Source organism: Actinomadura rifamycini DSM 43936, assembly GCF_000425065.1.
Classification (GTDB): Bacteria; Actinomycetota; Actinomycetes; order Streptosporangiales; family Streptosporangiaceae; genus Spirillospora; species Spirillospora rifamycini.
On sequence record NZ_AULB01000029.1, the window covers coordinates 99,644 to 120,841 of the forward strand.

A 21,198-nucleotide genomic window follows, 5' to 3' on the forward strand; every position below is an offset into this window, starting at 1 on the left:
GTCCGGGGCCCGTCCGGTGCACCCCCCGCCGATCCGGTGGGGACGAGCAGAGAGCGCCGCGGCTTCGGCCCGGCGTGCCGCCTCCGGTCCCGTGCCGGGGGTAGGCCCTCATCCGAGGGCTGGTACAGCCACGCGTGGGACTGGTTCGGTCCAGAAGCACGCGCACGACGAGAGGTTTCCGCGGTGTACGCGATTGTCCGCGCAGGCGGCAGGCAGGAGAAGGTCGCCGTCGACGACGTGCTGACCGTCGACAAGCTGGCCGGCGAGGTGGGCTCGACCGTCACGTTCCCGGCCGTGCTGGTCGTGGACGGCGACCGGGTCGTCAGCTCTTCGGCCGACCTGGCCCGCTACGAGGTGACCGCCGAGATCCTCGGCGCGGTCAAGGGCCCGAAGATCAACATCATGCACTACCGGAACAAGACCGGGTACAAGCGGCGGATGGGGCACCGCCAGCCGTACACCGAGGTCAAGATCACCGGTATCGAGTCCGGAAAGTAAGGAGAGCGGTCACATGGCACACAAGAAGGGCGCATCGTCCAGCCGTAACGGTCGCGACTCCAACGCCAAGCGCCTCGGCGTGAAGCGGTTCGGCGGCCAGGTCGTCAACGCCGGCGAGATCATCGTCCGGCAGCGCGGCACCCACTTCCACCCCGGCCCCGGCGTCGGCCGCGGCGGCGACGACACGCTGTTCGCGCTCGTCGCGGGTGCGGTGGAGTTCCGGCGCTACCGCGGCCGCAACGCGGTCAGCGTCGTCCCGCCGGCGGAGTAGTCCGCTTCGGGAAGAGTCTTTCGCAAGGGGCGGACCGTTCGGTCCGTCCCTTGCGCTGTTTCTAGAGCCCTTCGCGGGGCCGAGCGCAAGGAGAGTCGCCGTGGCCGCTGGTGCGGGATCGGGTGCGCAGTTCGTCGACCGGGTGGTGCTGCACGTCGCGGCGGGCAGCGGCGGGAACGGCTGCGCGTCGATCCACCGCGAGAAGTTCAAGCCGCTCGGCGGCCCGGACGGGGCGAACGGCGGCAACGGCGGCGACGTCGTGCTCGTCGTCGACACCAACGCCGCGAGCCTCCTGGAGTACCACCGGCGCCCGCACCGCCGGGCGGGCAACGGCAGGCCGGGGCAGGGCGGGCACCGGACGGGCGCCAACGGCGACGACGTGGTCCTGCCGGTCCCCGACGGCACCGTCGTCAAGGAGGGCGACGAGGTGCTGGCCGACCTGGTCGGCGAGGGCACCCGGTTCGTGATCGCGCGCGGCGGCCGCGGCGGCCTCGGGAACGCGGCGCTGGCCACCGCCAAGCGCAAGGCGCCGGGGTTCGCGCTGCTCGGCGAGCCCGGCGAGGAGCGCGACGTCGTCCTGGAGCTGAAGAGCGTCGCCGACGTCGCGCTGGTCGGGTTCCCGAGCGCCGGGAAGTCGTCGCTGATCGCCGCGCTGTCCGCCGCGAAGCCGAAGATCGCCGACTACCCGTTCACCACGCTCGTCCCGAACCTCGGGGTGGTGAGCGCGGGCGACACGACGTTCACGGTCGCCGACGTCCCGGGCCTGATCGAGGGCGCCAGCGAGGGCCGCGGCCTGGGGCTGGAGTTCCTCCGGCACATCGAGCGGTCGTCGACGCTGGCGCACGTCCTCGACTGCGCGACGCCCGAGCCCGGCCGGGACCCGCTCAGCGACTTCGAGGTCATCGAGCGCGAACTGCAGGCGTACGACCGGGTCCTCGGCGACCGCCCGCTGTCGGACCGCCCGCGGCTGGTGGTGCTGAACAAGGTGGACGTCCCGGACGCGCGCGACCTCGCCGAGCTCGTCCGCCCGGAGTTCGAGGCGCGCGGCCTGCGCGTGTTCGAGGTGTCCGCGGCGACGCACGAGGGCCTGCGGGAGCTGTCGTTCGCGCTGGCCGCGATGGTCGCGGAGCACCGCGCGAGCCTGCCCCCGGCGGAGCCGACCCGCATCGTGATCCGGCCGGAGCCGGTCGGCGGCGGCGCGGAGTTCGAGGTGAAGCCGATGGGCGCGAACACCTACCTGATCACCGGGGCGAAGCCCGTCCGGTGGCTGCGGCAGACCGACTTCCAGAACGAGGAGGCCGTCGGGTACCTCGCCGACCGCCTGGCGCGGCTCGGCATCGAGGACGCCCTGCGCGAGGCGGGCGCCGAGGCCGGCGCGACCGTCATGATCGGCACCGTCGACGACTCGGTGGTGTTCGACTGGGAGCCCGACATCCCGGCCGGGGAGGCCGCCGCGGGCCCGCGCGGCACCGACCGCCGGCTCGACGGCCGCTGACCGGGGGAGGGGACGCAGGTGACCGAACGCGCGGGGATCGCGAAGGCCCGCCGGATCGTGGTCAAGGCGGGCTCGTCGTCGCTGACCACGCCGCAGGGGACGATCGACGCCGCCCGCATCGACGCCCTCGTGGACGTGCTGGCGGCCCGCCGGGACGCGGGCGCGGAGATCGTGTTCGTGTCGTCGGGGGCGATCGCGGCCGGGCTCGGCCCGCTCGGCCTGACGCGGCGCCCGTCCGACCTCGCGACGCAGCAGGCGGCGGCCAGCGTCGGGCAGGGCGCGCTGTTCGCCCGGTACACGTCGTCGTTCGCCCGGTACGGCGTCACGGTCGGGCAGGTGCTGCTGACCGCCGACGACATGATGCGCCGCTCCCACCACCGCAACGCGCAGCGGACGCTCGCGCAGCTCCTCGCGCTGGGGGTGCTGCCGATCGTCAACGAGAACGACACGGTCGCCACGGACGAGATCCGGTTCGGCGACAACGACCGGCTCGCGGCGCTCGTCGCCCACCTGACGCGCGCGGACGCGCTCGTCCTGCTGTCGGACGTGGACGCCCTGTACACGGGCGACCCGCGGCAGCCGGGCGCCCGCCGCATCACCGACGTCCGGTCCCCGGCCGACCTGGACGGGGTGAAGCTCGGCGGGTCGGGGCGCGTCGGGACGGGCGGCATGGTCACCAAGGTGGAGGCGGCCCGGATCGCGGGCATCCCGGTGGTGCTGACGAACGCCGCGTCCGCCGCGCGCGCCGTCGCGGGCGACCCCGTCGGCACGCTGTTCCACCCGGCGGACGACCGCCGCCGCGCCACTCGGCACCTGTGGCTGGCGCACGCCACGACCGGGCAGGGCCGCATCGTGCTCGACCCGGGCGCCGTCGACGCGGTCGTCCGGCGGGGCAAGTCGCTGCTGCCCGCGGGCGTCACGGGCGTCGAGGGCGACTTCGCGGCGGGCGACCCGGTCGACCTGTGCGGCGCGGACGGCGCGGTCGTCGCGCGCGGCCTGGCGAACTACGACGCGTCGGAGATCCCCGACCTGATGGGCCGCTCCACCCGCTGGCTGGCGCGGGAGCTGGGCCCCGAGTACGAACGCGAGATAATCCACCGCGACCACCTCGTGGTGCTGACCGACCGCTGACCCCAGTGATTCGACCCGGAGAGGAACGTCGGATGAGCGAGCAGGACCGGGAACGCGAGGAGTTCCTGCGGGTGGCGCGCACCGCCCGCGACGCCGCCGCGGGGCTGGCGCCGCTGCCGCGCGCCGCGAAGGACGCCGCGCTGCACGCGATCGCGGACGCGCTGGTGGCGGAGGCCGCGCGGATCATCAAGGCGAACGAGGCGGACGTCGCGCGGGCCCGCGAGAACGGCACCCCCGAGTACATGATCGACCGGCTGAGCCTGTCGGCGGAGCGGATCGCCGCGGTCGCCGAGGCCGTCCGGGAGGTCGCGGCGCTGCCGGACCCGGTGGGGGAGACGGTGCGCGGGAACGTCCTGCCGAACGGTCTGGAGCTGCGCCAGATCCGGGTGCCGCTGGGCGTCGTCGGGATCATCTACGAGGGCCGTCCGAACGTCACGGTGGACGCCGCCGCGCTGTGCCTGAAGAGCGGGAACGTCGCGATGCTGCGCGGCTCGTCGTCGGCGTACGAGTCGAACTCGGTGCTGGTGGCGGTGATGCAGGAGGCGCTGCGGGGCACGGACGTCCCGGGGGACGCGGTGCAGCTCGTCCCCGGCACGTCCCGTGAGTCGGTCAAGCACCTGATGCGCGCGCGCGGGCTCGTGGACGTGCTGATCCCGCGGGGCGGCGCGTCGCTGATCAACTCGGTCGTGGAGGAGTCGACCGTCCCGGTGATCGAGACCGGGGTGGGGAACTGCTCGGTGTACGTCGACGCCGCCGCCGACCTGGACGTGGCGCTGGACATCCTCGTGAACTCGAAGACGCAGCGCCCGTCCGTCTGCAACGCGGCGGAGACGTTCCTGGTGCACGCGGACGTCGCCGAAGCGTTCGTCCCGCGCGCGCTTGCGGCGTTCAAGGAGAAGGGCGTCACCGTCCACGGGGACGAGCGGATCCGCTCGCTCGGTGACGGCGTCGTCGAGGCGACCGAGGACGACTGGTACGCCGAGTACCTCTCGCTCGACATCGCCGCCCGCGTCGTCGGCTCCCTGGACGACGCCGTCGCGCACATCCGCCGGTACGGGTCGGGCCACACGGAGGCGATCGTGACGACGTCGCAGTCCGCCGCGCGCCGCTTCACCTCGCTCGTCGACTCGGCGGCCGTGATGGTGAACGCCTCGACCCGGTTCACCGACGGCGGCGAGTTCGGCTTCGGCGCGGAGATCGGCATCTCCACGCAGAAGCTGCACGCGCGCGGCCCGATGGGCCTGCCGGAGCTGACCTCGACGAAGTACGTCGTCACGGGCGACGGGCACCTGCGCGGGGCCTGACCGGCCGTCCGGTCCGGCGGCGGCTGATCCGAGATCCGTTCATCTATGTGACATCTCGGGGCTTGATGTCACTCATGTCCGTGTGATCTGATCCACAGCGTGACTCGTGAGATCAGCCGCCGCCGCGTCCTGCGGGGCGCCGCCCTGGGGGCGGGGATCGCCGCCACCGGGCTCACCGCCTTCCCGGCCCGCGCCGCCGCCGTCCCCCGCCTGCGCGGCCCGGTCGCCGGCACCACCCTCGACCGCACCTACCTCCTCGGCGCCCCGGGCGCGGGCGGCTACCGCCGGGTCGTCGCCGGCCCGGGCGAGCCGCACGTCCTGCGCCGCGACCTCGGCGGCACCGCGTCGCCCGGCCGGGCCGCGCGCCGCCGCGGCGTCCTCGCCTTCGGGCACCTCACCGACGTCCACGTGATCGACGCGCAGTCCCCGGCGCGCGTCGAGTTCGTCGACCGGTTCAAGGACGCCCTGAGCGTCCTGCCCGTCGAGGGGGCGTACCGGCCGCAGGAGATCCTGTCCACGCACGTCGCCGAGGCCATGGTCCGGTCGATGAACGCCGTCGGGCGCGGCCCCGCGACCGGCCTCGACCTCGCGTTCGTCATCAACACCGGGGACGCGGCCGACAACGTCCAGTACAACGAGATCCGCTGGATCATCGACCTCCTCGACGGCGGGCGCGTCCGCCCCGACTCCGGCGACCCGAACCGGTACGAGGGCGTCATGGACCTCGCCGCCTACGACCGCGCCTACTGGCACCCCGAGGGGCCGCCGCCCGGCGCCGAGGCCGACCTGCCGACGGTCCGGCACGGATTCCCGCAGGTCCGGGGCCTCGTGGACGCCGCCCGCCGCCCCTTCCGGGCGACCGGCCTGCGGGCGCCCTGGTACGCGGTGTTCGGCAACCACGACGGCCTGGTCCAGGGCAACCTGCCCATCAACCCGCTGGTCACCGCGCTCGCCACCGGCGGCATCAAGATCGGCGCCCCGGCCGACGACGCGCAGGCGCAGCGGCTCGCCCGCATGATCACCGACGGGGACGGGCGCGAGCTGGTGCGGCTGAGCCGCGCCCGCGGGGCGTCCGGCGGCGGCCTGTTCCGCCCGGTCACCCCCGACCCGGACCGCCGGATGCTGTCGCGCGCCGAGGTCGTCCGCGAGCACTTCCGCACGAGCGCGCCCCTGCGCGGCCACGGCTTCACCTCCGCCAACCTCCGCGACGGGACGGCGTACTACGCGTTCGACCAGGGCGTCGTGCGGGGCATCGCGCTCGACACCGTCAACCCCAACGGCTACTCCGAAGGCTCCCTCGACCGCGCCCAGCTCGCCTGGCTGGAGGACGAACTCAAGGCCGGCAGCCGCCGCTACCGCGACGCCCGCGGCGAACTCGTCGCGCACGACGTCCGGGACCGCCTGTTCGTCCTGTTCAGCCACCACCCGATCGCCTCCCTCGGCAACCCGCTCGGCGGAGACCGGGTCCTCGGCGACGAGGTGGAGGCCCTCCTCCTGCGCTACCCGAACGTCGTCCTGTGGGTGAACGGCCATACCCACCGCAACGAGGTCATCCCGCACGCCCGCGAGGGCGGGTCGGAGCCGGGCGGGTTCTGGGAGGTCAACACGGCTGCGCACATCGACTTCCCGCAGCAGAGCCGCATCGTCGAACTCGCCGACAACGGCGACGGCACCCTGTCGGTCTTCGCGACCGTCCTCGACTCGGCCGGGCCCGCCGCGCACGGCGGCCGCATCGGTGACCCCGTCCGGCTCGCGTCGCTCGCCCGCGAACTCGCCGGCAACGACTGGCAGGACGCGCCGGACGAGCGGCGCGGCGGCGCCGACGACCGCAACGTCGAACTCCTCGTCCCCAAACCGTTCTAGGCGTCCGGCCGCTCCAGGCGCCCCGGACGCCGAAAGGGCCGCCGTGTCCGTGTCACGGCGGCCCTCGCTCGGTTCCCGCGGCCCTAGCCGCCGTTCGCGCCGTTGGGGCGCCGGGCGATGCGGTCGAACAGGCCGCCCGCCGCGCCCGCCGCCGCGTCGGCCATGTCGCGGACCTTGCCGACGAACGGGTCGGCCGTCTGCTCCCACGACTCCCGGTACGACCGGGCCGCGTTCCGGATCTCGTCGGTGACCTTCGCGCTGCCGTCGTCGTCGCGGCGCGCGTAGTCCCCGGCGAGGATGCGCTCGTACTCGCCGCCGCGCGCCCACTTGTCGATCTCCGCGAACCGGATCACCGCGAACGGGTGCGACTGCGGCAGCAGGTTCAGGAACTTCAGCAGCCCGTCCCGGACGTCGCCGGCCGCGTCGTACTCGCGGGCCTGCTCCAGGAACGCCTCGGCGCTCATCTCCGACAGCTTCGTCCCGCCCGCGAGCTTCATGTTCACGCGCTTGGCGGCGTCCAGGTCCTGCCCGGCGAGCAGGCCCGCGCGGTCCGACGACAGCTCCGCCTTGCGGAACCACTCCCGCAGCCCGATGATGATCGCCGCGATGCCCACGTTGCCGAGCGGCAGCCACGCCAGCCGCGACCCGAGCCCGATGAGGATCTGCATCATCGTCTGGTAGACGGCGTGCCCCGACAGGATGTGCCCGACTTCGTGCCCGACGACGAACCGCAGCTCCTCGTCGTCCAGCAGGTCGATCAGCCCGGTGTTGATCACGATGAACGGGTCGTCGGAGCCCAGCGCCATCGCGTTCGGGGTCGGGTCCTGCTTGACGAAGACGTCGGGCACCTTCTTCAGGTCCAGGATGTAGGACGCGTCCCGCACCATGTCGTGCAGGTGGTGGAACTGGTTCTCGCCGACCCGGACGGTCCCGCCCAGGAACATCAGCCTGATGGCCCGCTCGTTGACCAGTCCCGACAGCTTGCGCAGGACGACGTCGAACCCGGACAGCGAGCGCAGCGCCACCAGCGCCGAGCGGTCCGCCGGGTGTTCGTAGGCCCGGGAGCTGATCCCGGGGAAGCGCTTGCGTGCTCGATCCGGTGTGTTCTCCGTCATCAAGGCTCCTTTGTGGATGCTCCGGCCTCCGGGCCGGGGGAGAAATGACAATCCTTCAGGACAGGACAAGGGCGGGGATAGGTGGGTCGCTGCCGGGGCGGACCTCCCTCCACCACGCGAGGACGGGATTCGGCCGATCTCGCGCTACGATCTGTGACGTGGCGCGTACAGTGAAGCGGGCGTATAAATACCGCTTCTACCCCACCGGCGAGCAGTCGGACGAATTGTCGCGCACGTTCGGGTGTGTGCGCCTGGTATACAACCGGGCGCTGGAGGAACGCACGCGTGCGTGGTACGGCGAGCGGCGGCGTGTCTCCTATGCGGAGTCGTCGGCTGCGCTGACCGCATGGAAGAAGACCGGCGAGGCGGCGTTCCTGAACGAGGTGTCCAGCGTGCCGCTGCAGCAGGCCCTGCGGCACCTGCAGGCGGCGTTCGCGAACTTCTTCGCCAAGCGCGCCGCCTACCCTCGCTTCAAGTCGCGGAGGAATTCCCGGCAGAGCGCGGAGTACACGCGGTCGGCGTTCAGGTGGCGCGATGGTCAGCTGATCTTGGCGAAAGTGCCCGGGCCGCTGGGCATCGTGTGGTCGCGGCCGCTGCCCGAAGGGGCGGAGCCCTCTACGGTCACGGTGTCCAGGGACGCTGCCGGGCGGTGGTTCGTGTCGATCCTGTGCGAGGACCGCATCGTCCGCCCGGCCCCGGCCAAGAACGCGGTCGGGATCGACGTGGGCCTCATCTCGCTGGTTACGCTGTCGACGGGAGAGAAGGTCGCCAATCCCCGGCACGAGCGCCGCGACGGCGAACGCCTCGCCCGAGCACAGAGGGAGTTGTTCCGTAAGGCCAAGGGCTCGGCGAACCGGGACAAGGCCCGCCGGAAGATCGCGCGGATTCATGTGCGCATCGCCGACCGGCGCCGGGACCTCCTGCACAAGCTGTCGACTCGGCTCGTCCACGAGAACCAAGTGGTCGTGATCGAGGACTTGGGAGTCCGCACCATGGTGAAGAATCGCTCCCTCGCCCGGGCGATCTCGGACGCGGCGTGGCGGGAGCTGCGGGCGATGCTGGAGTACAAGGCCGGGTGGTACGGCCGTGAGCTCGTGGTGATCGACCGCTGGTTCCCCTCGTCCAAGTTGTGCTCCGAATGTGGGAGGGCCGCTGAGCGGATGCCCCTCGCCGTGAGGGAGTGGCGGTGCGGTTGCGGTGCGGTTCACGACCGTGACGTCAACGCCGCCAAGAACATCCTGGCCGCCGGGCTGGCGGTGTCCGCCTGTGGAGACGGTGTGAGACCTCAACGGGAGCCCTCCCGGACGGGGCGGTCGTCGGTGAAGCAGGAAACCCAGCGGGTGACCGCTGGAGCCCCTCGCCTCTAGGCGAAGGAGAAAGTCAAGTCAGGCATGGTAGTTCCGACGAACCGGCGTGCCGCAGGGTTCCCGCCGGACGCCGGGGCGAACGTTCGGGCCGGTGCACCGGCTGGCTATTCTCGTCGTCATGACGCAAAAGCGGCGGCTCGGGATCATGGGCGGCACGTTCGACCCGATCCACCACGGGCACCTCGTGGCCGCCAGCGAGGTGGCGCACTTCTTCTCGCTGGACGAAGTGGTCTTCGTCCCCACGGGCCTCTCGTCCCACAAGGAGGGCCGCAAGGTCGCCGCCGCCGAGGACCGCTACCTCATGGCCGTGATCGCCACCGCCTCCAACCCGCGCTTCTCCGTCAGCCGCGTCGACATCGACCGCCCCGGCCCCACCTACACCGTCGACACGCTGCGCGACATCCGGGACGTCCGGGGCCCCGACGCCGACCTGTTCTTCATCACCGGCGCCGACGCCCTCGAGAAGATGCTCACCTGGCACGACACCGACGAACTGTTCGGCCTCGCTCACTTCGTCGGCGTCACCCGCCCCGGGCACCGCCTCGCCGACCCCGGCCTGCCCAACGGGCGCGTGTCGCTCATGGAGGTACCGGCCCTGTCGATCTCCTCCACCGAGTGCCGCGACCGCGTCCACTCCGGCGAGCCGATCTGGTACCTCGTCCCCGACGGGATCGTCCAGTACATCAACAAGCGCGGCCTCTACCGCGACGACGCCTCCTGACCTGCGCGGAGATCCGCACGCCCGGCCGTCCGCCGCGCCACGGCCCCCGCGCCGTCCGCATACCCTGGAGAGGGAAGGGCCGCGTGCGAACGCGGCCGGCCGACAAATTGATCGGGCCGCCGGCCCCCGCCCGTGAGATGGTGGAGCCGAGACGACCCCTACAGGGAGGATCGCGAGCGCATCGTGACCGCATCCGAAAGGGCCGCAACGCTGGTCCGGATCGCCGCGGAGGCGGCGGGAGACAAGCTGGCCGACGACATCCTGGCCTACGACGTGAGCGAGCAGCTCGTCATCACCGACGCGTTCGTGCTCTGCTCCGCCCCCAACGACCGTCAGGTCCGCGCCATCGTCGACGAGGTCGAGCGAAGGCTCCGCGAGGAGGCCGACGCCAAGCCCGTCCGCCGCGAGGGCGAGCGCGAGGGCCGCTGGGTGCTCCTCGACTACGCCGACGTCATCGTGCACATCCAGCACGAGGAGGACCGCGTCTTCTACGCGCTCGAACGGCTCTGGAAGGACTGCCCGGTGATCGAGCTGCCCGAGTCCGCCACCGCGCACCAGGAGCAGCGCGCCCGGACCGTCGGGAGCCTCGGTGAGTGACACGCGCCGCGAGCCCGGCAGGCGCCGGCTCGTCCTGTGGCGGCACGGCCAGACGGCCTGGAACGTCGAGAACCGCTTCCAGGGCAAGACGGACATCCCCCTGGACGAGACCGGCGTGCAGCAGGCCCGCCGCGCCGCCCGCCTCCTCGCCGGGCTGCGCCCCACCGAGCTGCTGGCGTCCCCGCTGCAGCGCGCGTCCGCCACCGCGGCCTGCCTCGCCGAGGTCACCGGCCTCCCCGTCCGCTACGACCGCGACCTGATCGAGCGCGACGGCGGCGAGTGGGAGGGCCTCACCGGCCGCGAGATCCGCGAGCGCTACCCCGAGGCGCACGCCGCCTGGCAGCCGCCCGGCGGCGAGACCAGCGCCCAGGTCGCCAAGCGCGTCGGCGCCGCCCTCGACCGCGCCCTCGACGACCTGCCCGGCACCGGGACGCTCGTCGTCGCCTCCCACGGCGCCGCGCTCCGGCTCGGCATGTCGAACCTCCTCGGCCTCCCCGAGAGCGTCTGGGAGCGCCTCGGCGGCCTCTCGAACTGCTGCTGGTCCGTCCTCACCGAGATGCGCGACGGCGGCTGGCGCCTCGCCGAACACAACGCCGGCACCCTCCCCGAACCCGTCCTCGGCGACGATCGCACCGACAACGGGGCCTGAGGCGAAACGATTCGTGTCCGGTCACTGAAGTCCGATACACTGGCGGAGCCCTGCGGGATGAACGTCCACGCAGCGGCGCGGGGCTATGGCGCAGTTGGTAGCGCGCCTCCATGGCATGGAGGAGGTCTGGGGTTCGAATCCCCATAGCTCCACGCGTTGGTCTTGAAAAAAGGCACCGGGTCCGTGGGCCCGGTGCCTTTCTCGTGCCATCGGCGACCGCTCCGTGACGGTGCGCGGAGAGCCCGGCCGCCCTACCGGTGCGGGGTCGGTCGATCCTCTAGAGGCCCGGGGTGGATCGCTGCTCGGCGCCCTGGGCCATCGCGGCGCGGAACGTCTGCGGGCCGAAGTAGCCGTCGACGCCGATCCGCTTGCGCGTCTGGAACGCGCGGACGGCGCGCTCGGTGGCGCCGCCGTACCAGCCGTCGACCTTGAGGCTCCGGTCCTGCAGGGCCTTCATCACGCCCTGGACGCCCTTGACGATGTGCGCCTTCCCGTTGTTCGGGCCGTCGCCCGTGAGGACCTCGCCGATGTCGCGCCGGAGCTCGCTCATGGTCTCGCCGGTGACGGTGCCCTGCGGGTCGACGTCGATGAAGCGGGCCCTCTGGTACCGCTTGACGTCGTCGACCATGTCCTGGAGGTACACGTCGCCGTTGGAGGCGGCCGGGTTGCAGTTGGTGTAGAAGCCGAGCTGCGTGAGCGCGCAGCGGACGAACGCGACGCGGTAGCTCTTGCTCCCCGCGTCGAGTTCGACCCACGGCTGGAGCTCGATGGCCTTGACGACCCGCGGGTCGGTGTCCGGGCCGTCGGCGGACGCCGCGCCGACGCCGGCGGCCGCCGTCAGCGCGGCGGCCGCGAGCACGGACAGCGTGCGAAGCAGGATCTTCATGTGAACCCCCCGTTCATCGGTTGGATCCTGACATTCGGGTGTGATGGGGGCTCCCGATTAATGGTTCGATCGTCTTCGGTAAAATTCGAAAGAGAACTTGACGGATTTGCGGGGCATCGGGTTTACATAGATCATCAGTCTTTGCCGAAACCGGGTGTGTCGGTGATCGTGATCGCGCTCTCTCGTGGAGATCACTCAAGTGCGCGGCATGTCGGGAATGCCCTCCACGCTGGAGGGTGAGGGGCCGTGCAGGTCGCGCCGGGTGCGCGCGGTGGCGAGGGCGGACGAAGGGCACGGCCGGGGCGTCGCGGTAAATGCGCACGCAAAACGTTGATCACGCGGACGGACGCCTTTGCCCTGCGCGCGCTTGGCGCTCTTGATCATGCGGGAACAGTCGTCGGTGGCGATGCCGATCGAGATGAGGGGTTAACCCAATGAGAGCTCGTATCACCGGAAGAGCGACCCTGCCCGCCGTCCTGGCCGCCTCGGTCGTGGCGGTCGCGGCGCCCGCGGTGGCGCAGGCGGCGGCGCTGGACCCGGTCGCGGTGCCGGTGGCCGTGCCGGTGGCGGAGAGCAAGGACTGCGAGCGGGGGCTGGAACTCCTGAAGCAGATCAAGCTGCTTCCCGGGCAGCCGGATCTCGCCAAGACGCTGTGCACGCTCGGCGCCGCCGGGGCGGGCGCGGACAAGCCGGTCGGGGACGGGGCCGGGGTGGACGGAGCGGGCGCCGAGGAGGTGTCGAGCACGGAAGGCCGGCCGCGGGGGCTGCAGATGCCCCGCGACTACACGCCGCCGGCCGCCGGGCAGCCCACCGAGCACAATGTCCAAGCCCACGACGTGGCGGAGCACCAGAACAAGCTCCTCGGGCTGCCCGTGGAATGGCCGGAGGGCCTCACCGTCTGGATCCCGACGTTCCAGCAGGGCGAGTGGCACTCCTACAGCAACAGCGCCGCGGACGGTATCCAGGACCCGGCCGCCGCGCCCGGCCGCTGACCCGCCGCGGGCCGCGGGGAGCCGTACCCCCGCGGCCCGCGTTCCGAGCGGTGTCCAACGTGCACTAAGCTCTTCACTGCACCGAGGGGCTATGGCGCAGTTGGTAGCGCGCCTCCATGGCATGGAGGAGGTCTGGGGTTCGAATCCCCATAGCTCCACGTTCTTCCTTACGGCGAAGGCCGCTCGAGACTCCAGGGTCTCGGGCGGCCTTCGCCGTTCGCGGTGCCGCTCGGGCCCGCCGCGCGTTCAGGCCGTGAAGCGCAGGACGGCGCCGATCTCGTGGTGCGCGTCGCCGTCCGAGGGCAGCACCACCAGCTCGCCGTCGGTCGCCGCCACGGCCCGGACGAGCGCGGCGTCCGCCCGGTCCTCGTGGACGTCCGTGACGCCGAACTCGGTGCGGAGTTCCTCCGGGGACGACGCGAGCTGGACCGGGTCGGGCCCGAACCACAGGCTCTCCCCGGAACCCGGGTCCTCCTCGTCCAGCAGCAGGGTCTCGACCTGGCCGTTGCGGACGGCCTCGACGATCGCGGGGATGCCGGACACGGCGCGCTTGCCGTTGGCGAGCTCCCGGTCGAAGCGCTCGGCGACCGTCATGACGCGCTCGGCCGTCTTGAGCTTCAGGATCCGGTTCAGCTCCGCCTCCAGCTCCGGATCGTGGACGTCGGTGTTGCGGTCGAGCTCGACGACGTGCTCCAGGACGGCCTCGGAGACCTCCTCCAGGACGGCCGTCCGGGCGCGGGTGTCGCCGGCGATCACCACCGCCTGCGCGCCGCAGCGGTCGGCGGCGCGGTCGATCTCGTGCGCGACCTTCTTGGCGTTGAGCTTCCAGACGTTCTCGGACGAGCGCTGGAACCGGGACTGGTTCCAGTCGCCCGCCTTCGTCTTGCGGATCGGGTACTCCTCGTCGCCGTCGACCTCGATGTGCTCGTGCCGTCCGGCGGCGGTCACGCAGTCGATCTCGCCGCCCCGGCGGTCCACGACGGCGACCATGTGCGGGAACCGCTCGCCGCGTTCGGCCAGGTAGGGCAGGACGTGGGGGAGCGGGGCGAACCGGGCGTGGGGCGTGCGGGGCGGGGCGGGGAGCCGCTCGGCGTGCACGACCTCGCCGTCCGCCGCGAAGACCACCAGCCCTTCGGAGCGGCGCTGCGCGATCTCGTCCTCGACGGTCGCCTCGATCGCGCGGAGGGTGTCGGCGGGGGTGCCCTGCTCCTCCAGGTCGGTGCGCAGCGCCCGCCACCGCAGCTCGACGGCCTTGGCGGCGTCCTCGGTGGTCCGGGTGAGGTCGGCGTACACCGACGCGTAGGGGCCGGGGTGCCGGTACAGCGTCTTGAGGAATGACAGCTCCATAGGATCGCCGTACCCGATCCATATGGGGCAAACGTAAAGAATGGGGCGCCAGGGGTCAGTCCTCGGCGGACCGCTGGAGCCGCGCGTACGCGAGCTGCAGCCAGTCCGACGCGGCCACCGCCGTCATGGTCGCGCCCGCGAACCGGGTCGTCTCCGGTGCGAAGACCAGCCCCGCCGCGTACGCCGTCGCCACCCACTGGCCCGTGCAGAACGGGCAGGTGACCAGCTCCCCGACGGCGTGCCGGACGCCGTGGCCCCGCACCTCCTCGGCCACCTCCGCCGGACCGGACGTCCCCGAGTAGCGGGTGAACGGGGCGCGCAGCGGGCTCGTCACCGGGTCCTTGGCGATCAGCCGGGACAGCTTGTGCGTGGTGACCGCCATCAGCGCCAGGTCGCCCGCGCCGACGGCGGGCACCCGGTCCCGGAACCGCTTCGCCAGAACGCCCAGCGCCCCGGCCGTCACCGCGTAGACCGCCATCGTGCCCAGGTACGAGCCGAGCGGCCGGTCCTCGCCGCCCGCGTAGCGCTCCTTCTGCTTGCGGGCGGTGTCGACGACGGCGTTCATCACTCCTCCTCCGGGGGGACGATCAGGCAGAACTCGTTGCCCTGCGGGTCGGTCAGCACCGTCGTGAGCCAGCTCTCGTCCTCGAACGGGCCGCGGACGACGCGCGCCCCCAGCCCCGTGACCCGTGCGAGCTCGGCGTCCATGTCGGCGACCCGGAGATCGGGATGCATCCGGTTCTTGCCGGACTTCGGCTCGGGGACGCGCTGCAGCAGCAACGTCGGGTTCCGGCCCTGCGGGTCGGTCAGCGTCACGTAGGGCTCGTCCAGGGGGCCGCGCTCGTAGCCGAGCGCCGCCGCCCAGAAGTCCGCGAGGGAGTCGGGATCGGCGCAATCCATGACGATGGCGAGTTCCATCCCGATCCATTACCCGGCGTGGGGCGTCCACACATCGGGGACAATGGCCGCGGAAAGGGGACACGTGCGCATCGGCATCCTGGGCCCGCTCGCCGTGCGGGACGCGGCCGGGCGGCCCGTCGAGGTCGGCGGCCGGAGACTGCGCGCCCTGCTCGTCCGGCTCGCGCTCGACGCGGGCCGGCCCGTCTCGGCGGCGCGCCTGCTGGACGACCTGTGGGACGGCGACCCGCCCGGCGGCAACGCCCTCCAGGCGCTCGTCTCCCGGCTGCGCGGCGCGGCCGGCCGGGACGTCGTCGAGCACGGCCCCGCCGGATACCGGCTCGGCGTCGCCCCGGACGAGGTCGACGCCGTCGCGTTCGAGCGCGCCGTCGCCGCCGCCCGCCGGACGGACGACCCGGCGCGGCGGGCCGACGAGCTGGCCCGCGCCCTCGGACTGTGGCGCGGCCCCGCGCTCACCGACGTCGCCGGCGACGACTTCGCCCGCCCCGCCATCGCGCGCCTGGACGAGCTGCGGCTCGCCGCCGTCGAGGACCGGCTCGACGCCGACCGGGCCGCGGCCCGGCCCGCGCCGCCGCCCGCCGACCTCGCCGCCGTCGCCGCCGCGAACCCGCTGCGGGAGCGCCTCCGCGCCCACTACGTCCGCTCCCTGCACGCCGCCGGGCGCCGCGCCGACGCCCTCGACGCCTACGAGGAGACGCGCCGCGCCCTCGCCGACCGGCTCGGCGCCGACCCGTCCCCCGAACTCGCCGCCGTCCACCTGGCCGTCCTGCGCGACGACGGCGCCGGCACGTCCGCGAACGGCTCCGGCCCCGCGCCCCCCGGCGCCCGCCCCGCCGCCCCGGCCCGGCGCCGGACGAACCTGCCCGCGCAGCTCACGACGTTCGTCGGCCGGGAGGAGGAGTCGCGGCGCGTCGGCGAGCTGCTGCGCGGGCACCGGCTCGTCACCCTCACCGGCCCCGGCGGCGCGGGCAAGACCCGCCTCGCCGGGGAGATCGCCGCGGCGCACGTCGCCGGCACCCCGGACGGCGTCTGGTTCGTCCCGCTCGCCCCGGTCAGCGACCCCGGCGACCTCGCCCAGGCCGTCCTGACCGCGCTCGGCGCCGCCGAACCGATGTGGAGCACCGAGGCCAGGCCGCCCGCGCACCCCCTCGACCGGCTCACCGCCTTCCTCGCCGCCAAGAGCCTCGTCCTCGTCCTGGACAACTGCGAGCACCTCGTCGACGCCGTCGCCCGGCTCACCGACCACCTCCTCGCGCGGGCGCCCGGCGTCCGGATCCTCGCCACCAGCCGCGAGCCGCTCGGCATCACCGGCGAGTCGCTGTGCCCGGTCCCGTCCCTCCCGCTGCCGCCGCCCGCCCCCGACGGCGGACCCGACGGCGGACCCGACGGCGGGCCCGGCCCGGACGAGGCGCTGCGGTACGCGGCCGTCCGGCTGTTCGCCGACCGCGCCGCCGCCGTCCGCCCCGGCTTCGCGGTCGACGCCGACACCGTCGGCGACGTCGTCGAGATCTGCCGCGCCCTCGACGGCGTCCCCCTCGCCATCGAACTGGCCGCCGCCCGGCTGCGCGCCCTCACCCCCGGCCAGGTCGCGGCCCGGCTCGGCGACCGGTTCCGGCTGCTGTCCGCCGGCAGCCGCGCCGCACTGCCCCGCCACCGCACCCTGCGCGCCGTCGTCGACTGGAGCTGGGACCTGCTCGACGACGTCGAACGCACCGTCCTGCGCCGGCTGTCGGTGTTCGCGGGCGGCGCCTCCCCGGCCGCCGCCGCCCGCGTCTGCGGCCTCGACGCCCCGGACGCCCCCGCGCCCGACGACGTCCTCGACGTGGTCGCCGCCCTGATCGACAAGTCGCTCGTCCTCGCGGACGGCGGCGCGGACGTCCGCTACCGGCTGCTGGAGACCGTCCGCGTCTACGCGGGCGAACGGCTCGAGGAGGCCGGCGAGGCGCGGCGGGTCCGCGCCGCGTACACCGCCCACTTCCTCGACCTCGCCGCCCGCGCCGACCCGGAACTGCGCCGCCCCGACCAGCTCCGCTGGGCCGAACGCCTGGCCGCCGAACGCGACAACCTGGCCGCCGCGCTCCGGCACGCCGTCGACGCGCGGGACGTCGAGACGGCGCTGCGGCTGTTCGGCTGCCTCATGTGGTTCTGGTTCATGCACGACATGGAGGTCGAGGCGGGCGCCCTCGCCGAAGCCGTCCGCGACCTCGCCGCCGGCGCGCCGCCGCCGGACCTGGCCGAGGAGTACGCCCTCGCCGTCCTGTCCGCCGGGCTCGTCGCCGAGTTCGCCTCCGGGTGCGGAGCGACGCTCGACTCGCTGCGCGCCGCCATCGAACGCTTCGTCCAGGCCGTCCCCGACGAGCCGTGCTACCCCATGCTCGCCCTCGCCCGTCCCGTCCGCGCCATCTTCGCGGGGGACGACGACGAGGCGCGCCGCCTCCTGAAGCGGCTCGACGGCCACCCGGACCCGTGGGTCGGCGCGATCTCCCGCGTCGTGCTCGGCCACCTCGCGATCAACGTCGGCGACATCGACGCCGCCGCGGTCGAGGCCGCCGCGGGCTGCGCCCGGTTCCGCGACATCGGCGACCGGTGGGGCCTGCTCGGCGCGCTCGGCTGCCAGGTCCAGGTCCACATCGCCCGCGGCGAGCTCGCCGCGGCCCTCGACCTCGCGGAGGAGGCGCAGCGGCTCGCCGACACGGGCATCGGCATGGACGCCGGCGTCATGATGCTCGTCCTCGTCGGCGAGGTCCGGATGCGGACCGGCGACCTCGCCGACGCGCGCAAGAACATCCAGCAGGCCATGGACACCATGGAGCGGCGCGGCGACTACGCCGACGCCGGCACCGCCGCCCTCGCCCTCAGCGAACTGTGCCTCCGGGAAGGCGACCGGGACGCCGCCCGCGCGCTCGCCGCACGCGTCCACGAGTGGACCTGCGAGCGCCGGTACCGCCCCGACATCACCCTCGTCGCGCGCCGCGCCCACATGCGGCTCGGCTGCCTCGCCGGGGAGGACGGCGACCTCGACGCGGCCGCGCGCTGGCACGCCCGCGCCGTCGCCGGCCTGGACATCGACGTCTTCGCCGGCAACCCCACCCTCGCCGTCCTCGCCGAAGGGCTCGCCTCCCTCGCGGACGCGCGCGGCGAGCACGCCGCCGCCGCGGAACTCCTCGGCACCGCGCACGCCCTGCGCGGCTACCACGACGCCGGCTCCTACGACGACCGGCGGGTCGCCGAGTCCGCCGCGCGGGCCCTCGGCGCCGCCGCGTTCGGCGCCGCCCACCGGCGCGGACGGGCCGTCGACCGCGCCGCGTTCATCGCCCGCGCGCCCGGCCTCGCGGCGCCCGCCGGTCCCGACGAGGGAGACGGGCCGGACGGGCCGGACGGGCCGGGGCGTGCCGGAGCGCGCCTCGACCCGTGCGGTTGATCCGGTCGCCCGGTCACACGCGCCGCGTGTACATGCGGACGGCCAGCGGGAACGACACCATCACGATCCCGGCGGCCCACGCCAGGGTCACCCAGACGTGGTTCCCCACCTCGCCGCCGATCATGAGCGCCCGCATCGCGTCCGCGAGGTGCGTCACCGGGCTGACGTCCGTCCACGCCTGCAACCAGCCCGGCATCGTCGAGGTGTCCGCGACCAGGACGCTGCTTCCGAAGGTCAACGGCATGACCCAGACCATCGCGATGCCCTGCACCGTCTCCGGGCTCGGCGCCACCAGCCCCACCAGCACCGACACCCAGCACACCGCCAGGTAGAACACGTACGCGAGCGCGATCGCGGCCAGCACCGACAACGGATCGGCGTGGAACCGGAAGCTCAGCAGCGACCCGAACCCCACCAGCATCGTCATCATGACGACGAACCGGACGGTGTCCCCGAGCACCGTCCCGATCAGCGGCGCGCTCCGCGCGATCGGCAGGCTGCGGAACCGGTCGAACACCCCGCGGTGGATGTCCTCGTTCAGCGCCACCCCCAGCCCCATCGTCGAGAACATCGCCGTCTGGGCCACCAAGCCCGGCAGCAGCACCTGCAGGTACGACTGCGTGTCGCCCGCCACCGCACCGCCGAACACGTACAGGAACATCAGCAGGAACACGATCGGCATCAGCGTCGTGTCGAGCAGCTTCTCCGGTGAGTGCCGCAGCTGCGAGACGTTCCGCCACGCCAGCGTCAGCCCGTGCCGCAGCGTCCGCCGCGGACCGATCCGGGCGGGCGGCTCTGCCGGGGACACCGTGACCGCGGTCATGCCAGGCTCCCTTCCCGCGCCGGCTCCTCCGCCGGCTCCTCGGCGGCATGGCCCGTCAGCGTCAGGAACACCTCGTCCAGGCTCGGCATCCGCACCGCCAGCTCCGCCGGCGTCAGCGCCGCCTCGTCCAGCCGCCGCACCAGCGCCGACACCGCCCCCGGGTCGCTCACCGGCGCCGTCACCAGCCCCGTCGCCGCCTGCACGTCCGGGCGTCCCCCGGCCACCTCGGCCACGATCGCGGTGAGCTGCTCCACCCGGTACGGCTCCGCCGCCCGCACCGTGAGCGTCTGCCGCCCCACACGCCGCTTCAGCTCGCCGGACGTCCCCTCCGCGATCACCCGGCCGTGGTCGAACACCGCGATGCGGTCCGCGAGCGCATCCGCCTCCTCGAGGTACTGCGTCGTGAGCAGCACCGTCGCCCCGTCCGCGACCACCGCGCGCACGGTGTCCCACACCTCGTTGCGCGCACGCGGGTCCAGGCCCGTCGTCGGCTCGTCCAGGTAGATGACGTCCGGCCGGTTGATCAGGCTCGCCGCGAGGTCGAGCCGCCGCCGCATCCCGCCCGAGTACGTCTTGACGGCACGCCGGCCCGCCTCCGTCAGCCGGAACCGCGCCAGCAGCTCCCGCGCCCGGGCCTTGGCCTCCGCACGTCCGAAGTCCAACAGCCGCGCGATCATCACGAGGTTCTGCGTCCCCGACAGCTCCTCGTCCACCGATGCGTACTGCCCCGTCAGCCCGATCTTCGCCCGGACCCGGACCGCGTCCCGCACGACGTCGTAGCCCCACACCTCGGCGCGTCCCGAGTCGGGCTTGAGCAGCGTCGCGAGCACCCGCACCGCCGTCGTCTTCCCGGCCCCGTTCGGCCCCAGCACCCCGAGCACGGTGCCCCGCCGCACCGCGATGCTCACGCCGTCCAGGGCCTGCGTCTCCCCGAACCGCTTGCGCAGCGCCTCGGTGCGTATCACGTCGTCCATCCCCATGCCTTCCCGTCGTTCGCTGTGACGTCGACCACCGTCCGCGACCCCGCTGACACGGGACCCACACGAGGGCCGCGGTACTGACGCCGTCCTGACGCACGGATGACGCGGGCGCCGGTACATGCACGCGACCAGCAGGTTTCCGGGAGGCGCCCTGGAGGTGGACGGCCCGATTTGACGATCGCTCCGGGGCTGCCTAATGTTCTTCCTGCCCCAAGGGGATGCGGGACGCCGAGAGGCGGACGGCCCCGGGGAAGCCACCCGGACGAAAAACGGTTCGAAGCATGCTTCGGAGCGAGCTACTCTGGAATGGCAAGCCCGGACGGGATGCAGGACACCGCGAGGTGGCCGGCCCGAGGGACTCCTCCGAACGATCTTCCGAAGACGGTTCGCGCCGTCAGCGGCAGCATCCCGGAGGGCGGGCGACGAATCTGAAGATCGGCTCGCGAGAGCCGGTTGACAGAGACGAAGACTCCGGTAAGATAGAAGGGTTGCCCCGGAGCGAGGGCCGCGAGAGCGGGTCCGAGCGCGGTGGGTGTCCGTTTCTTGAGAACTCAACAGCGTGTTAAAAGCCAGTGCCTTTAACGATTCGGCCGGCAGGCCGGATCACCCCCGAGGCCCTGCATCCCCTCTTCGAGGGGTTGTGAGGCTGGGGATTTCTTTGAGGTAAGCACCCGAGTGGTGCATTGCCGGGATTGTTTCCAAGGTTTGGCTCTTCGGGTTCGCCCCCGAAGGGTCGGTAAGACCTTAATGGAGAGTTTGATCCTGGCTCAGGACGAACGCTGGCGGCGTGCTTAACACATGCAAGTCGAGCGGAAAGGCC

20 protein-coding genes, 2 tRNA genes and 1 rRNA gene are annotated in these 21,198 nt (G+C 73.1%); 15 read left to right on the forward strand and 8 right to left on the reverse strand.

Annotation, left to right across the window (positions count from 1 at the left end):
* The first annotated feature begins 183 nt into the window (after positions 1-183).
* From rplU to H505_RS0126250, 6 genes are all read left to right on the forward strand, one after another.
* A complete protein-coding gene (gene rplU, locus H505_RS0126225; RefSeq protein WP_026404357.1) occupies positions 184-498 on the forward strand; it encodes a 50S ribosomal protein L21 in 315 nt (104 codons plus the stop codon).
* Between the two features lie 13 nt (positions 499-511).
* A complete protein-coding gene (gene rpmA, locus H505_RS0126230; RefSeq protein ID WP_021595697.1) occupies positions 512-769 on the forward strand; it encodes a 50S ribosomal protein L27 in 258 nt (85 codons plus the stop codon).
* Positions 770-869: 100 nt separating this feature from the next.
* Positions 870-2,264 carry a GTPase ObgE gene (gene obgE, locus H505_RS0126235; RefSeq protein WP_034519863.1) on the forward strand — a complete coding sequence of 465 codons (1,395 nt, stop codon included), beginning with the start codon at positions 870-872 and terminating at the stop codon, positions 2,262-2,264.
* Positions 2,265-2,282: 18 nt separating this feature from the next.
* Entirely contained in the window at positions 2,283-3,395 is a 1,113-nt protein-coding gene (gene proB / locus H505_RS0126240; protein WP_026404359.1) for a glutamate 5-kinase, read from the forward strand.
* An 8-nt stretch (positions 3,396-3,403) separates the two neighbouring features.
* Positions 3,404-4,699, forward strand: coding sequence for a glutamate-5-semialdehyde dehydrogenase (locus H505_RS0126245; RefSeq protein WP_281173492.1), 1,296 nt, complete (start codon positions 3,404-3,406; stop codon positions 4,697-4,699).
* A gap of 99 nt (positions 4,700-4,798) precedes the next feature.
* The gene (locus tag H505_RS0126250; protein WP_026404361.1) at positions 4,799-6,562 is read left to right on the forward strand and encodes a TIGR03767 family metallophosphoesterase; all 1,764 of its coding nucleotides are present in this window, start codon (positions 4,799-4,801) and stop codon (positions 6,560-6,562) included.
* A gap of 83 nt (positions 6,563-6,645) precedes the next feature.
* Here H505_RS0126250 and H505_RS0126255 read toward each other — a convergent pair whose 3' ends face one another.
* The gene (locus H505_RS0126255) at positions 6,646-7,677 is read right to left on the reverse strand and encodes a M48 family metallopeptidase (RefSeq protein ID WP_026404362.1); all 1,032 of its coding nucleotides are present in this window, start codon (positions 7,675-7,677) and stop codon (positions 6,646-6,648) included.
* 158 nt (positions 7,678-7,835) lie between these two features.
* Here H505_RS0126255 and H505_RS0126260 point away from each other — a divergent pair, with 158 nt between their 5' ends.
* The 5 genes from H505_RS0126260 (at position 7,836) to H505_RS0126280 (ending at position 11,163) form a co-directional block, all read left to right on the forward strand.
* Positions 7,836-9,044, forward strand: a complete 1,209-nt coding sequence (locus tag H505_RS0126260) for an RNA-guided endonuclease InsQ/TnpB family protein (RefSeq protein ID WP_026404363.1) — start codon at positions 7,836-7,838, stop codon at positions 9,042-9,044.
* Positions 9,045-9,162: 118 nt separating this feature from the next.
* Positions 9,163-9,765 carry a nicotinate-nucleotide adenylyltransferase gene (gene nadD, locus H505_RS0126265; protein WP_026404364.1) on the forward strand — a complete coding sequence of 201 codons (603 nt, stop codon included), beginning with the start codon at positions 9,163-9,165 and terminating at the stop codon, positions 9,763-9,765.
* Between the two features lie 183 nt (positions 9,766-9,948).
* The gene (gene rsfS, locus H505_RS0126270; RefSeq protein ID WP_026404365.1) at positions 9,949-10,362 is read left to right on the forward strand and encodes a ribosome silencing factor; all 414 of its coding nucleotides are present in this window, start codon (positions 9,949-9,951) and stop codon (positions 10,360-10,362) included.
* On the forward strand, positions 10,355-11,011 hold the full coding sequence (locus tag H505_RS0126275; protein ID WP_026404366.1) for a histidine phosphatase family protein: 657 nt from the start codon (positions 10,355-10,357) through the stop codon (positions 11,009-11,011). Before rsfS ends, H505_RS0126275 begins: the two co-directional genes overlap by 8 nt.
* A 79-nt stretch (positions 11,012-11,090) precedes the next feature.
* A tRNA-Ala gene (locus H505_RS0126280) sits at positions 11,091-11,163 on the forward strand.
* Between the two features lie 125 nt (positions 11,164-11,288).
* Here H505_RS0126280 and H505_RS51195 read toward each other — a convergent pair.
* Both H505_RS51195 and H505_RS50075 read right to left on the reverse strand, forming a co-directional pair.
* On the reverse strand, positions 11,289-11,897 hold the full coding sequence (locus H505_RS51195) for a peptidoglycan-binding domain-containing protein (protein ID WP_026404367.1): 609 nt from the start codon (positions 11,895-11,897) through the stop codon (positions 11,289-11,291).
* A gap of 195 nt (positions 11,898-12,092) precedes the next feature.
* Positions 12,093-12,281: a hypothetical protein gene (locus H505_RS50075; protein ID WP_157433131.1), complete on the reverse strand. Its 189-nt coding sequence runs from the start codon at positions 12,279-12,281 to the stop codon at positions 12,093-12,095.
* Between the two features lie 50 nt (positions 12,282-12,331).
* Here H505_RS50075 and H505_RS0126290 point away from each other — a divergent pair, with 50 nt between their 5' ends.
* Entirely contained in the window at positions 12,332-12,889 is a 558-nt protein-coding gene (locus tag H505_RS0126290) for a hypothetical protein (protein ID WP_157433132.1), read from the forward strand.
* A gap of 85 nt (positions 12,890-12,974) precedes the next feature.
* Positions 12,975-13,047 (forward strand) — tRNA-Ala (locus H505_RS0126295).
* A gap of 88 nt (positions 13,048-13,135) precedes the next feature.
* Here H505_RS0126295 and H505_RS0126300 read toward each other — a convergent pair.
* Genes H505_RS0126300 through H505_RS0126310 form a run of 3 tightly spaced genes read right to left on the reverse strand, consistent with a single transcriptional unit; the run spans position 13,136 to position 15,154 of the window.
* On the reverse strand, positions 13,136-14,236 hold the full coding sequence (locus H505_RS0126300) for a baeRF2 domain-containing protein (protein WP_026404369.1): 1,101 nt from the start codon (positions 14,234-14,236) through the stop codon (positions 13,136-13,138).
* 55 nt (positions 14,237-14,291) lie between these two features.
* Positions 14,292-14,801 (reverse strand): DUF1360 domain-containing protein, encoded by a 510-nt coding sequence (locus tag H505_RS0126305; RefSeq protein ID WP_026404370.1) that lies wholly within the window; start codon positions 14,799-14,801, stop codon positions 14,292-14,294.
* The gene (locus H505_RS0126310; protein ID WP_026404371.1) at positions 14,801-15,154 is read right to left on the reverse strand and encodes a VOC family protein; all 354 of its coding nucleotides are present in this window, start codon (positions 15,152-15,154) and stop codon (positions 14,801-14,803) included. Before H505_RS0126310 ends, H505_RS0126305 begins: the two co-directional genes overlap by 1 nt.
* Before the next feature lie 64 nt (positions 15,155-15,218).
* Here H505_RS0126310 and H505_RS44450 point away from each other — a divergent pair, with 64 nt between their 5' ends.
* Positions 15,219-18,575, forward strand: coding sequence for an ATP-binding protein (locus H505_RS44450; RefSeq protein ID WP_051301182.1), 3,357 nt, complete (start codon positions 15,219-15,221; stop codon positions 18,573-18,575).
* 13 nt (positions 18,576-18,588) lie between these two features.
* Here the strand turns inward: H505_RS44450 and H505_RS0126320 are convergent, their stop codons facing one another.
* Both H505_RS0126320 and H505_RS0126325 read right to left on the reverse strand, forming a co-directional pair.
* The gene (locus tag H505_RS0126320; protein WP_026404372.1) at positions 18,589-19,398 is read right to left on the reverse strand and encodes an ABC transporter permease; all 810 of its coding nucleotides are present in this window, start codon (positions 19,396-19,398) and stop codon (positions 18,589-18,591) included.
* Positions 19,395-20,372 (reverse strand): daunorubicin resistance protein DrrA family ABC transporter ATP-binding protein, encoded by a 978-nt coding sequence (locus H505_RS0126325; RefSeq protein ID WP_026404373.1) that lies wholly within the window; start codon positions 20,370-20,372, stop codon positions 19,395-19,397. Before H505_RS0126325 ends, H505_RS0126320 begins: the two co-directional genes overlap by 4 nt.
* A 750-nt stretch (positions 20,373-21,122) precedes the next feature.
* On the opposite strand from H505_RS0126325, the gene H505_RS0126330 reads away from it, so the two are divergent.
* Positions 21,123-21,198: ribosomal RNA gene (locus tag H505_RS0126330) — 16S ribosomal RNA — on the forward strand; the annotation flags it as partial.

Bases quoted from the DNA above. Each gene is read 5' to 3' on its own strand.
- H505_RS0126310 (WP_026404371.1), bottom strand. From the start codon at position 15,154: ATGGAACTCGCCATCGTCATGGATTGCGCCGATCCCGACTCCCTCGCG.
- H505_RS0126290 (WP_157433132.1), top strand. From the start codon at position 12,332: ATGAGAGCTCGTATCACCGGAAGAGCGACCCTGCCCGCCGTCCTGGCC.
- rpmA (WP_021595697.1), top strand. From the start codon at position 512: ATGGCACACAAGAAGGGCGCATCGTCCAGCCGTAACGGTCGCGACTCC.
- H505_RS50075 (WP_157433131.1), bottom strand. From the start codon at position 12,281: ATGATCAAGAGCGCCAAGCGCGCGCAGGGCAAAGGCGTCCGTCCGCGT.
- H505_RS0126325 (WP_026404373.1), bottom strand. From the start codon at position 20,372: ATGGACGACGTGATACGCACCGAGGCGCTGCGCAAGCGGTTCGGGGAG.
- H505_RS0126320 (WP_026404372.1), bottom strand. From the start codon at position 19,398: ATGACCGCGGTCACGGTGTCCCCGGCAGAGCCGCCCGCCCGGATCGGT.
- H505_RS0126255 (WP_026404362.1), bottom strand. From the start codon at position 7,677: ATGACGGAGAACACACCGGATCGAGCACGCAAGCGCTTCCCCGGGATC.
- H505_RS0126300 (WP_026404369.1), bottom strand. From the start codon at position 14,236: ATGGAGCTGTCATTCCTCAAGACGCTGTACCGGCACCCCGGCCCCTAC.
- H505_RS51195 (WP_026404367.1), bottom strand. From the start codon at position 11,897: ATGAAGATCCTGCTTCGCACGCTGTCCGTGCTCGCGGCCGCCGCGCTG.
- H505_RS0126305 (WP_026404370.1), bottom strand. From the start codon at position 14,801: ATGAACGCCGTCGTCGACACCGCCCGCAAGCAGAAGGAGCGCTACGCG.
- nadD (WP_026404364.1), top strand. From the start codon at position 9,163: ATGACGCAAAAGCGGCGGCTCGGGATCATGGGCGGCACGTTCGACCCG.